Here is a 12,102-nt window from a genome sequence, read left to right as displayed (position 1 = left end):
TTGATTAACTCAACACATTAAAATACCTTGCTTCTGGATGGGCAAACACGATGGCTGATACGGAAGCTTCTGGCTCCATCATGCAGCCATCTGTTAAATGGATACCGATATCTTCAGGTTGAATTAGTTTAAATAGCTTTTGCTGATCTTCAAGTTCTGGGCAAGCTGGATACCCAAAGGAGAAACGCTGTCCTTGGTAACGTGCTGAAAAGCGTTCTCTCATTGTAAAGTCTACTGAATCTGGAAAGCCCCAGCGATCTCGCATCTGTTGGTGAACAAGTTCAGCAAAGCCTTCTGCTGTTTCTAAAGCTAATGCTTGGAGAGCGTGGCTTTCTAAAAAACGGCCTTCTTTTTTTAGTTCTGCAGCTAGCTCCCGAATCCCGGTTCCAGCTGTTACAGAAAAGAAACCGACGTAATCCATTTCCCCGCTGTCTTTTGATTTTAAGTAGTCCGCTATACAAAGATATGGCTCTTTGTTTTGTCTAGGAAAATCAAATGTCTCGATAATCCTTTGTTGATCGATAGGGTCATAAATGAGTACACTGTCACCGTCACTTTGCGCTGGAAAGAATTGATACAGTGCTGAAGGCATAATTAAATTCTTTTCCTTCGCTTCCGCCAACAGCCTGTCTACAACTGCTTTGATTTGAAGTGTTTTCTCATCTTTCTCTTGAAGCAGTCGAGAAATTTTCCCTTTAATCCCTAGATGATGACCTAAAAGCATTTGTAAATTGATGTAAGGCTGTATATGGGACAATGAGTAATTTCTTAAAATATGCCTTTTTGTATCTTTTGGAACGAAAACTGGAGCGGTTTGAGATACTTTTGACCGGACCCTTACAGCTGTTGCAACCGACGAAGGGCCCTCATAGCTCCCTGCATCACTCACTACACTTTTTTTCCTTTCGTGAAACTCATCAGCCAGTTTATCATAATCTTCTGGCGTTTGAATTTGGTTTGCGAGTGAAAGTCCTTCCATTGCATCTTTCGCATAAAGAACCATTCCTTCGTATTCCTTAGATATCTTTGTATCGGTGAATTTCCTTGATAAGGCTGCACCACCGACTAATATAGGCGTAGAGATGTTCGCTTCACGCATGTCATTTGCAGTTAAGACCATCTGCTGAGCGGATTTAACAAGCAACCCGGAGAGACCGATGATGTTAGGTTGTTCTTTTCTAATCGCTTCAATCAATTCTTGAGACGTTACTTTAATGCCTAAATCAACTACTTTAAAACCATTGTTGCTCAATATGATGTCTACCAGGTTTTTACCGATATCATGCACGTCACCTTTAACGGTTGCGAGAAGAACTTTTCCTTTTGATGCAGACTCATCATTCGTTTCCATGAATGGCTCTAAAAAGGCAACAGAAGCTTTCATGACCTCTGCACTCTGAAGAACTTCTGCAACGATTAACTGATTATCGTTAAAAAGTCTGCCCACTTCTTTCATGCCATCCATTAATGGTCCATTAATGATGCCTAACGGTGTAGCGTACTGTTTTAAAGCCATTTCTAAATCAGGAATCAAACCCTCTTTTGTACCTTCTAAAATGTAATAGTGAAGCCGCTCTTCTAATGTCATATCAGGCAGCTTTGATTTGACTTCTTTTTTCTTTCCTCTATAAAAGTCTGTAAAAACAGATAAAGTTTCTTCAGTTGTACGAAATAATAGATTTTCTGCCATTTCAATCTCTTCTGGTGCAATAGAGGCAAAACGTTCTAGCTTTTCTGTATTTACGATGGCATAATCGAGTCCCGCTTGTGTGCAATGATATAGGTATACAGCATTTAATACTTCACGACCGACTGGTGGCAAACCAAAAGATACGTTACTGACACCAAGGATAGTTAAGCACTTTGGAAATTGTTTCTTAATTAATCGTATCCCTTCAACTGTTGCATGGGCGGATCCGATATACTGATCATCACCAGTTCCAACAGGAAATACGAGTGGATCGAATATGATGTCTGAAGGTGAAACGTTATATTTATCCACTAAAAGGTCATACGATCTCTTAGCGATTTTCAGTTTTCGTTCTGCAGAAACACCCATACCTGTTTCATCGATCGTTCCAACAACAACTGCCGCTCCATATTTATGAAGAAGCGGGATCACCTTTTCAAACCGTTCTTCACCGTCTTCTAAATTAATCGAATTGATGATGGCTTTTCCTTGTGAATACTTTAAAGCTAGCTCGATAACATCCTCATCCGTAGAGTCGATGACAAATGGAATTTTCACTTTCTTAACCGCTTCTTTCATGAACTTCTCCATGTCGCTTAATTCATCCCGGTCAGGGTCAGCTAAACAAACGTCGAGTACATGGGCACCGCCTTTCACTTGGGCTCTTGCAATTTCAGCCGCTTCTTCAAACTTCCCCTCAGCAATTAACCGTTTAAATTTTCGTGATCCGATAACATTTGTTCTTTCTCCTACCATGATCGGTCTTAACGTTGGATCATCATAGATAAATGGTTCGATTCCTGAAACCATATGAATATCGTTTACTTGCAGTTGACGTGGTATATAGTTCTTCATAACTTTTGATAGTGCTTCAATATGAGCAGGTGTCGTTCCACAGCAACCACCAACGATATTTAGCCACCCTTTTTGAGCAAATCCGGATAGCTTAGCGGCTAATGATTCTGGTGTTTCATGATAATTTCCATCTTCATCAGGAAGTCCTGCGTTCGGATAACAGCTTACTGCTGTAGTAGACAAGTTGGACAGGGAACGTATGTGATCTTGCATGAATTCAGGACCTGTCGCACAGTTTAATCCCACTGCAATCGGGTTCATATGTTTCAGCGAGATATAAAAAGCCTCAATCGACTGACCCGCGAGTGTGGTTCCCATCGGTTCAATCGTTCCAGAAACCATGAGCGGGATTCTTTTTCCCGTTTGTTCAATCGCTTGCTCGATTCCTAAAAAACCAGCTTTTACATTGAGCATATCTTGGCTTGTCTCTAAGAGGAGAAGATCCGCACCTCCGTCAATCAATCCTCGTGCTTGTTCGGCATAAGCTTCTCTTAACGCATCAAACGTCGTTCCGCCCGTAACACTGAGCGTTTTTGTGGTCGGCCCGAGTGAGCCCGCAACAAAACGAGGCCACTGTTCTGTTGAAACTGCATCAACGGCTTTTCTTGCAATTTCTGCTCCAAGCTTATTGATCTCATAAGCTCTATGTCCGAGTGTGTATTCATCCAGTACAAGATTCGTACCGCCGAATGTATTCGTTTCAACGATATCCGCGCCGGCCTTAAGATATTTATAATGAATGGATTCGATCACATGGGGTGCCGTTACATTTAAATACTCATTACAACCGTCATACGCCTCACCGCCAAAATCTTCTGGAGTGAGATTGGCTTCTTGAAGCATCGTTCCCATCGCACCATCCATGATTAAGATCTTTGATTCTAGCTGCTTTTCTATTGATGACTTAGGCATTCTGTGACCTCCTGGCTAATAGTGATGGATGGTTAGCTCGTGCATATTGTGCTAATTCTACGGTCAGCTCGTAACGGATAAATGGTGTGATCAGATAAATGCCATTAAAGAGTTCCATAGCTGTGTCTAATAACGACTTGGCAATCAATAAGCCTTCTTCGCACGCCTGTTTTGGATCATCTTTATACTTGCCCATGCGATCACGCACAGAATCAGATAGTTTAATTCCAGGAACTTCATGGTGAAGAAACTCTGCGTTTCGCGAAGAAGTTAATGGCATGATCCCAATATAGATCGGTTTATCAATATGTTTTGTTGCTTCATATGTTTCAATAAGTCTTTGCTCTGAAAAAACAGGCTGGCTGATAAAGTAATCTGCGCCATAAGCAATCTTTTTCTCTAACCGCTCAACTGCTTTGTCAATGGACCGGATGTTAGGGTTAAAAGCCGCTCCCACCGTAAAGGATGTTTTTTCTCCAAGCTCTTTACCTGAAAGTGATAACCCTTCATTAAACTGTTTGATGAGCTTAATAAGTTCGAAGGAGGTGACATCATAAACAGATGAAGCACCTGGGAAATCTCCGACGCTTGCGGGATCTCCAGTCACAGCTAGTACTTCATGTATTCCATGCGTGTGAAGTCCCATCAAGTGAGACTGAAGGCCGATTAAGTTTCTGTCACGGCACGTAATATGAACGAGCGGGCGAAGGTTAAGTTGGGACTGCACAATCGACCCTAATGCAGAGTTGCAAACACGTGGAGAAGCAAGTGAATTATCAGCGAGGGTAAGTGCGTCGATTCCCGCTTCTTTTAACGCCTTGGCTCCTTCCATAAAACGCGATGTATCTAATTTACGTGGTGGATCTAATTCAACAATAATGGATTGCTTCTTTTTTACTTCTTCACTTAGTGGAACATACTTAGGTTTTGATGCTGATTGAATGACAATCTTTTGCTTTCTTTGTTTCACTTCTTTTTCTGTTACAGGCTCTAAATTTTTAAGTTCACTTGAGAAGGCACGAATATGGGCAGGCGTCGTACCACAACATCCGCCTAATAGACGAACCCCTTGCTGCCTGAACAAATGGGCACATTCTTTAAAATAATCCGCGTCCCCTTCATACTTAAAACGGCCATCTGTATAAGAAGGAAGCGACGCATTAGGAAACGCTGAAAGATAAGCCTGATTTGGTAATGGAACTTCCTCAAGTGTCATCAGCATGTGATAAGGTCCAAGGCGACAGTTTACCCCCACGACATCAGCACCTAAGTTCTCAAGCCGGTTCAAAGCATCTGAAATCGGCGTGCGGTCCTGCATAAAGCCGACTTCCTGCAATGACACTTGAGCAATGATTGGAAGAGATGTTTCTTTTCTAGCAATCTCTAAAACTGTTTCTAGTTCTTCCAGGTCATAATACGTTTCTAATTGGATGCCGTCTACATTCTCCATCAACAAACAATACAGCTGCTCACGAAAACTGCGCTTGATTTCATCCAGAGAAATGCTATTTGGTTTAATGCCGCGTATTCCACCAATCGTACCTACAACATATTCGTTATGAGCCGCTGTTCTAGCAATATGAACAGCCGCTTTATTGATCTCTTTCACATGATCTTGAAGTCCGTAACGTTCAAGCTTCGAATAGTTTGCTGCATACGTATTCGTTTGAATGATATCAGCACCTGCATCTAAATAAGCGCGGTGGATGTTATAGATCTGTTCTTCTTGAGAAAGATTTAACTCTTCATAACAGAAGTCAGATCCATACGAATACAAAAGCGTTCCCATCGCACCATCACCGATTAGGATCTTGTTTTGTTCTAAGTCTGTGATTAAACTCATGATAGCCTCCTCTATAAAAATAAAAAGCCTTCTATAAAAGAAGACTTTTTTAAGCGTCGGGGTCTTCTTATCTTTACAAGTTCAACATTTGAACTCGCAGGAATTAGCACCTTTTCAGCTTGTAGCTGCTGGTTGCTGAGGTTTCATAGGGCCGCTCCCTCTACCTCTCTTGATAAGGATTTATTCATTTATTGGTTCATTTACTAATTTGCGTTCTATTATCTTTAATAATTCCTGTTTATACGAGCGTTGTTTTTCTACGTCATATAAAAACGACTGATCTGTTAGCTTTGTTAATAAGTCTTTTCGATATTTTTCCGGAAATTCCTTCTTAATGATGGATCTGCATTGGAATAAAAAATCTAAATACGTTTCATAGTCTTCACTGTATTTTTGCTGAAGCTCTTTTTTTATAGATTTAGATAGACTTGGACTAGCTCCAGAGGTGGAAACAGAGAGTATAAGCTTACCTCTTTTTACGACACTGGGAACAATAAAATTGCCAAGGTGCGGTTGATCCGCCATATTCACAAGCTGTTTTGAACTTGCCTGTGCTGCAATCCAAGAGTTAACCTCTTTGGTATTGGTCGCTGCAATGATTAAAAATGCTTTCTCCAAATCTTCACGTTTCACTTCTCTTTCAATCCAAGTCAGCTTTTTTTCTGCATGCCATTCCTGAATCTCGTTAACAACAGTTGGACTGATTACAGTAATGATTGCTTCTTCATTCAATAAATCATTAATTTTCCGATACGCGACTATTCCACCGCCTGCTACAACGACCGTTTTACTAGACAGGTTTACATGTATGGGATACATAGCATTCCTCACTTTTTAAGAAAATGCATATTTCTTTGTTTTAAGTGTTTCATTGATACGCGTGAGTAAAACATCTTTAAGAATAGGGTGGTAGCCAAGCGTCTCACAAAGAGTTACGTTTTGTTTAGATTGTAGCTGATAGCGGTTTATCGTCAGTTTCATCCCGTTTATTAATAGCCCTGAAAATAGAAGATAAGGCACAACGATGATTTGTTCAAATAACTCGCGACTATTCCATAGAGCCTCTTCAAAGCTCGGTACCGAACCGGTTAAAAAACAAGCTTGAATACTAGGAATTCCGTAATGGTTTTGAACGTTAGCCGCTATTGCATCTAGATCCCGCTTTACATCTTGATCCGTGCTGCCTCTTCCCACCAGCAAGATATGTGTATTTTCACTTAAACTAACTGTACTTTTCGTGATCTTCTCCCACAACAAATGCGAAATGGCTTCGTGTACACCGAATGGACGCCCGTAAATCACTTCAACTCCTGGATGTTGATTCTGCAAGTGGTGAAGTTCGTTTGGAATATCTATTTTTATATGATTAGCACATAGTAAGAACACAGGAATCACAGAGATACTCGTTGCTCCTTTTTGTATACACGTTTCGAAGCCTTGGGTAATAGAGGGTTCAGCAAGCTCTAAAAAACAAATCTCTTTGATAGGCACATCTACTTGTGCCATACAAAGTCTCACAAATTCTTCCGCTTCCATACGACCTTTTGCCAGTCTTGTACCGTGACAGATAAAGAGCAATGCCTTCATTTACAGAGCCTCTCTAACGGCAGCGAGCTTACTCGGTTCTTCATGCAGCTTTTCAAACCATTTCAGTTCACTGCGAAGTCGAACAACTTCACCGACAATGATCATGCTCGGATTCTCAATTTGTTCTTTAACCACGATTTCCTCAATCGTATCCAGTGTACCTGTAACGGTTCGTTGATTTTCTAAAGATCCCCACTCCACAAGGGCTACTGGTGTTTCTTTGCTTTTTCCGTGTCTCGTCAACTGTTCGCAAATATAACCTAGGTTGCCGACTCCCATATAGATCGCTAACGTATCAATGCCGTTCGCTAGACTTTCCCATTTCAGTTCATCTTCTTCACCTTTTTTACGATGGCCGGTAACGACCGCAAAGCTTGAAGCGATGTTACGATGTGTTACGGGAATTCCCGCATAGGCAGGTGCTGCAATCCCTGATGTTATTCCAGGAATCACCTCAAACGGAATACGACTTTTTGCAAGTGTTTCTGCTTCTTCTCCGCCTCTTCCAAACACGAAGGGGTCACCGCCTTTTAGCCGAGTTACTACTTTTCCTTTTTGAGCGTGTTTAACTAAGAAACTGTTGATTGTTTCTTGCTTCATGAAATGGTAGTTTGGCAGTTTACCGCAATAAATTAAGTCGCAGTCCGGTCTTGCATAAGAGAGCAATTCTTTATTCACTAATCGATCATATAAAATGACATCCGCTTCCTGAATACAACGCAGACCTTTTACGGTTATCAATCCTGGATCTCCAGGGCCAGCTCCGACAAGATATACTTTTCCCATCATCATCACTCCTTAAGGATTTAATATCGTTTCACGTTCATAAAGCACGAACCCGTTGCCCGTACGAATTCTTTTCTTTTCATAAAGAGAGATCTCATCAACTTCAGGCTGTTTCAAAAAATACTTCTCGAGCTCGATGTCAACCAACTGAAAAGCCTGTTCATCTGTTGAAGCGGCTATCACAACGGGTATAACCGTTGATTTTGAAATGACTTCAAATCTGTATAAATACATAGCGAGACTCCTTTTTATGAGACTTTTTCTTCTAATTCTTCAGCAATTCGGTCCAGTTCTTTTTGAAGCTGTTCTAACCCAAGTCGGTTTATATAGTCAAAAAAGCTTTCTGCTGGAAGTTTTGTATTTTTAAATACAGTAAGGAAACGGAAAAGTACTTCGTCTAACGAATCCGCACGGAACTTTCCTTTTAGCTTTTCGTTAAACTTTCCGCCATCATCAAGTGTGCCTCCTACATAAATCTCAAAGGCTTGAACCATCTTTTTCTCTTTTGTTTTTAACAATACGCCTTGAAGGCCAATATCTGCGATCTGACGCTGACCGCAGGAGTTAGGACAGCCTACCATATGAATTCTAACGGGAACATCGAGGGTGATTTGCTGATCGAGAATCTCAGCAATTCTGCGCATTCTTTCTTTCGTTTCAACGAGTGCTAAGTTACAATACTCGATCCCGGTACAAGAAACAGAATGACCAATGAAAGATAGAGGCTGCGTGGTGATGCGTTTGAAAATTTCTTTTTGTAAAAGCAACTCGACGTTTTCGTGTTTCACATTAGGAATAATTAAGTTTTGAGAATTTACCGTTCGAATCTCACCGTTTCCGTATTTCTTTGCAATTTCAGCAAGCTCTAAAACTTCATCAGCATGAAGTCGGCCAACAGGTACGTTAAAGCCGATATAACTTAAACCCTCTTGCTTTTGAGGATGAACACCATAAAAGTATCCGCCGTTCCATGTTTTAAGAGCATCTTTTCCTTTAGAGTGAAGCGGTCCCGTATATTCTAGAAGCTTTTCTTTAAATTTTTCTGGTCCCCAATCCGCCATCAAGAATTTAAGGCGTGCAAGGTGACGCTTTTCCCGATAACCATAGTCACGGAAAATGGTAGTAATTGCGATTGAAACCTCTTTTACCTGATGCGGTTCAATAAACACATCAAGGGGCTGTGCTAAGAATGGTCTAGATGATAAACCGCCGCCGATCTTTATGTGAAATCCAGGTATCTCTTTATCTTCAATTTCTTTCAAAGCTGGAGTAAATGCCACACAGTTAATTTCAGCATGAGCACTATTGTTCACATTGGAGCTAATGGACATTTTGTATTTTCTCGGCAAATTTGAGAAATCTTCATTATGCTGAAAGAACTCATAAACTTCTTTTACAATTTCAGTGGTATCGAAGAGTTCGTGAGGATCGATGCCCGCGATTGGGTTCCCCATGATGTTTCGCGTAATGTCCCCACACGCACCCGCGCTCGACAACCCAACTGCTTCTAACCGATTAAAGATATCTGGAATCTGTTCAATGGTCAGCCAGTGAAATTGAATGGCCTGACGTGTCGTGATATCGAATACGTCTCTTCCATAATCTTTGCAAATATGAGCTAATGCTTTTACTTGTTCATAACTTAAAATGCCTGATGGAACATTAACCCTCATCATAAAATAGCCGTCTTCTTTAGGACGCTGCAGATATAGGCCAGCCCACTTGAAACTATCCCATTCTTCTTTCGGAATAGAAGAAAAGCCGTTTTCTGCGTAATGAGGAATATCTTCAAATATTTTCAATCCATCTTTTACGAGCTTTTTTTGTTCTGTTTTGTTGATCTTCGGATTATCTGCCCACGCTTTTTCATATGCCATCGTTTTCGATCTCCTTTATCGTTAGTTAAATCAACTTCCTGTTTTTCAAATAGTTTAAGATGACCTCAACACTCTCGGTAACGCTTTGTTCGTTCGTATAAATGGTAAGAGCAGGTGATACCGGTTCTTCGTAAGGTGAATCAATTCCAGTAAAATCTGGAATCTCACCTTTTCGCGCTTTGTCGTACAATCCCTTTGGATCTCTTTTCTCACATTCTTCGATTGGACATGATACAAAGATTTCAATAAACTCTTCTTCTGAAACAATTGCCTTTGCCTTCTCTCGATCTTGTATAAATGGAGAGATAAACGCTGTCAGCACAACCGTTCCATTATCAACAAACAGCTTAGAAACTTCTGAGATTCTGCGGATGTTTTCCGTTCTATCTTCATCTGAAAACGATAGGTCACGGTTTAATCCATTTCGGATGTTGTCTCCATCCAGTACATAATTCCGGATGTTTCGATCGTAAAGTTCTTTTGCAAGTGCATTTGCAATGGTTGATTTTCCAGAACCAGAGAGACCGGTAAACCAAAGAACAAAACTGGAATGGTTATTTTGCTTTCTTCTGTCTTCTACTGTAATCGAGCTATCGTGCCAGATTATATTGTGCGGTTTGCTCATTAGAATCTCCTTTTCGCTCTTTTTCTTCATGTTTTCTTAGCCCTTTTATTAAGACTTCTACTACTTCTTTACGGCTAAAAGTGCTAGGCGGCAAATCACCATTACGAAGCAGTTCTCGTACCTTTGTTCCAGATAAAATCACATGATCTACACTTGTGTGAGGACACGTTTTAGAAGAGGCCATTGCTTCACATTTTTTACAGAAAAAACTGTGTTCAAAGAAAAGTGTCGTTATACCGATTTCATCTGCTGTAAACTGTGAAAAGATTTCTTGTGCTTCATATGTCCCGTAATAATTACCGACGCCTGCATGATCACGGCCAACAATAAAATGTGTACAGCCATAATTTTTTCTAACGAGAGCGTGAAAAATGGCTTCACGCGGACCTGCATAGCGCATTGCGGCTGGAAAAACAGCTAGGAAGACACGGTCACTTGGATAATAGTTTTGTAAAAGAACATGGTAGCTCTCCATTCGAACATCAGCTGGTATATCATCTGATTTCGTTTCACCGACGAGCGGGTTTAAGAAGAGGCCATCCACCGTTTCAAGCGCTGTTTTTTGGATATATTCATGTGCACGGTGAACTGGATTTCTCGTTTGAAAGCCTACTACTGTTTTCCAGCCCATATCACGAAACGTCTTTCTCGTTTCACTAGGATCGAGATGATAGGCTTCGAATTCCTTTTTCAGGGGACGTTTAACGAGCGTGATGTCTCCGCCTACATACACAGAAGGACGATCCAGCAATTTCTTTACACCAGGATGATCGTTATCAGTCGTTTTGTAGACTTTCTCTGCTTCTATTTGCTTAATAGGAGTATAAATATCACTAACCTGCAGGATTCCGTAAGTATCTCCTTTGTACGTTAACCGAACTTCTTCACCCACGCTGAGTCCTTCAGCTGTTTCGCGATTCACCGGTAACGTGATTGGAAGGCTCCAAACCGTTCCATCACTTAGTCTGATGTCATGAACAACAGATTGATAGTCTTCTTGATTTAAGAATCCTGTTAACGGGCTATATGCTCCTATAGCGATTAATTCAAGATCACTAAGTGCTGTCGCATCGAGAGTTATTTCTTTTTTTATGTGTTGATAAGGTGTCTCTGGCTGATAACGGTTGATTAATTTTCCTCCATGGGGCTGTATGGTACTCATTAAGTTTCTCTCCTCCTGAGATTCTCTTTATTGGCTATCGCTTTGATGAAGGCCGCATTCTAGTTTTCCTAAACCAGACCAACGTCCAGAACGAAGGTCATCTGCGTTTAGTGCTGCTTGTGTACATGGCTCACAACCTATACTTGGATAGCCATTATCGTGAAGTTTGTTATACGGCAAATCATATTTGTGGGCGTAACGCCAAATGTCTTTCCAAGTCCAATGAATAAGCGGACAAATTTTAATGCTTTTAAATCGCCCGTCCCGATTAACAAATTGCGTGTTTTGGCGGGTAGGTGATTGTTCACGGCGCAGTCCTGAAAGCCAGGCTGCTACTCCATTCAGTTCTTCTTCTAAAGGAATCACTTTTCGAATATTGCAGCATTGATTCGGATTTGATTTCCAAAGCTGTTCACCATACTTACTTGCCTGTTCTTCAAGAGATAAAGCCGGTGTTTTTAATTTGATACGAAGGGATGGATATCTTTTCTTCGCTGCTTCAATGACTTCATACGTTTCTTGAAAATGCAGATGCGTATCAAGAAAAACAATTTGAGCATCCGGTTTTACTTGATGAACAAGATCAACTAGGACGCTTCCTTCAAGTCCGAAGCTGCACGCATAAACCAGATCATCTTCATACGTTTCATAAGCCCACTTCAAAACATGCAGTGCACCTTTTGTGGGGTTATCACTGTTAAAATCACGCGTTTTGTTGTCCCATGTTTCGTACGTTAGCAATGTGTTACCTCCTTCTTGCCATTA

The 12,102-nt window shown here is 40.9% G+C and carries 10 protein-coding genes and 1 riboswitch; all 10 genes read right to left on the bottom strand.

The window, feature by feature from the left end; all coding sequences use genetic code 11:
• Window positions 1-4: 4 nt before the first annotated feature.
• Window positions 5-3,457, bottom strand: coding sequence for a methionine synthase (gene metH, locus ACFS5O_RS14035; protein WP_205726316.1), 3,453 nt, complete (start codon window positions 3,455-3,457; stop codon window positions 5-7).
• Window positions 3,450-5,300 (bottom strand): bifunctional homocysteine S-methyltransferase/methylenetetrahydrofolate reductase, encoded by a 1,851-nt coding sequence (locus ACFS5O_RS14030; protein WP_205726317.1) that lies wholly within the window; start codon window positions 5,298-5,300, stop codon window positions 3,450-3,452. Before ACFS5O_RS14030 ends, metH begins: the two co-directional genes overlap by 8 nt.
• 64 nt (window positions 5,301-5,364) lie before the next feature.
• Window positions 5,365-5,479, bottom strand: a riboswitch (SAM riboswitch).
• Window position 5,480: 1 nt separating this feature from the next.
• The gene (locus ACFS5O_RS14025) at window positions 5,481-6,119 is read right to left on the bottom strand and encodes an NAD(P)-binding protein (protein WP_205726318.1); all 639 of its coding nucleotides are present in this window, start codon (window positions 6,117-6,119) and stop codon (window positions 5,481-5,483) included.
• A 15-nt stretch (window positions 6,120-6,134) separates the two neighbouring features.
• Window positions 6,135-6,887, bottom strand: coding sequence for a sirohydrochlorin chelatase (locus ACFS5O_RS14020; RefSeq protein WP_205726319.1), 753 nt, complete (start codon window positions 6,885-6,887; stop codon window positions 6,135-6,137).
• Window positions 6,888-7,673, bottom strand: a complete 786-nt coding sequence (gene cobA, locus ACFS5O_RS14015; protein WP_205726320.1) for a uroporphyrinogen-III C-methyltransferase — start codon at window positions 7,671-7,673, stop codon at window positions 6,888-6,890.
• 12 nt (window positions 7,674-7,685) lie between these two features.
• The gene (locus tag ACFS5O_RS14010; RefSeq protein WP_137789423.1) at window positions 7,686-7,907 is read right to left on the bottom strand and encodes a DUF3906 family protein; all 222 of its coding nucleotides are present in this window, start codon (window positions 7,905-7,907) and stop codon (window positions 7,686-7,688) included.
• A gap of 14 nt (window positions 7,908-7,921) precedes the next feature.
• Window positions 7,922-9,550: a nitrite/sulfite reductase gene (locus tag ACFS5O_RS14005; RefSeq protein WP_205726321.1), complete on the bottom strand. Its 1,629-nt coding sequence runs from the start codon at window positions 9,548-9,550 to the stop codon at window positions 7,922-7,924.
• Between the two features lie 25 nt (window positions 9,551-9,575).
• A complete protein-coding gene (gene cysC / locus ACFS5O_RS14000; RefSeq protein ID WP_205726322.1) occupies window positions 9,576-10,175 on the bottom strand; it encodes an adenylyl-sulfate kinase in 600 nt (199 codons plus the stop codon).
• The gene (gene sat / locus ACFS5O_RS13995; RefSeq protein WP_205726323.1) at window positions 10,141-11,337 is read right to left on the bottom strand and encodes a sulfate adenylyltransferase; all 1,197 of its coding nucleotides are present in this window, start codon (window positions 11,335-11,337) and stop codon (window positions 10,141-10,143) included. The genes cysC and sat overlap by 35 nt, the downstream gene beginning before the upstream one ends.
• Window positions 11,338-11,364: 27 nt before the next feature.
• Window positions 11,365-12,078 carry a phosphoadenylyl-sulfate reductase gene (locus tag ACFS5O_RS13990; RefSeq protein WP_205726324.1) on the bottom strand — a complete coding sequence of 238 codons (714 nt, stop codon included), beginning with the start codon at window positions 12,076-12,078 and terminating at the stop codon, window positions 11,365-11,367.
• Window positions 12,079-12,102 lie beyond the last annotated feature (24 nt).

The organism is Fictibacillus nanhaiensis (assembly GCF_042686385.1).
GTDB classification, from domain to species: Bacteria; Bacillota; Bacilli; order Bacillales; family Fictibacillaceae; genus Fictibacillus; species Fictibacillus nanhaiensis.
Note: the sequence above shows the minus strand (reverse complement) of the source record. Positions and strands in the feature narration are given on the sequence as shown.

What these genes read in the sequence shown, in the direction of transcription:
- metH (WP_205726316.1), bottom strand. Translation starts at nt 3,457, where the DNA reads ATGCCTAAGTCATCAATAGAAAAGCAGCTAGAATCAAAGATCTTAATC.
- ACFS5O_RS14030 (WP_205726317.1), bottom strand. Translation starts at nt 5,300, where the DNA reads ATGAGTTTAATCACAGACTTAGAACAAAACAAGATCCTAATCGGTGAT.
- ACFS5O_RS14025 (WP_205726318.1), bottom strand. Translation starts at nt 6,119, where the DNA reads ATGTATCCCATACATGTAAACCTGTCTAGTAAAACGGTCGTTGTAGCA.
- ACFS5O_RS14020 (WP_205726319.1), bottom strand. Translation starts at nt 6,887, where the DNA reads ATGAAGGCATTGCTCTTTATCTGTCACGGTACAAGACTGGCAAAAGGT.
- cobA (WP_205726320.1), bottom strand. Translation starts at nt 7,673, where the DNA reads ATGGGAAAAGTATATCTTGTCGGAGCTGGCCCTGGAGATCCAGGATTG.
- ACFS5O_RS14010 (WP_137789423.1), bottom strand. Translation starts at nt 7,907, where the DNA reads ATGTATTTATACAGATTTGAAGTCATTTCAAAATCAACGGTTATACCC.
- ACFS5O_RS14005 (WP_205726321.1), bottom strand. Translation starts at nt 9,550, where the DNA reads ATGGCATATGAAAAAGCGTGGGCAGATAATCCGAAGATCAACAAAACA.
- cysC (WP_205726322.1), bottom strand. Translation starts at nt 10,175, where the DNA reads ATGAGCAAACCGCACAATATAATCTGGCACGATAGCTCGATTACAGTA.
- sat (WP_205726323.1), bottom strand. Translation starts at nt 11,337, where the DNA reads ATGAGTACCATACAGCCCCATGGAGGAAAATTAATCAACCGTTATCAG.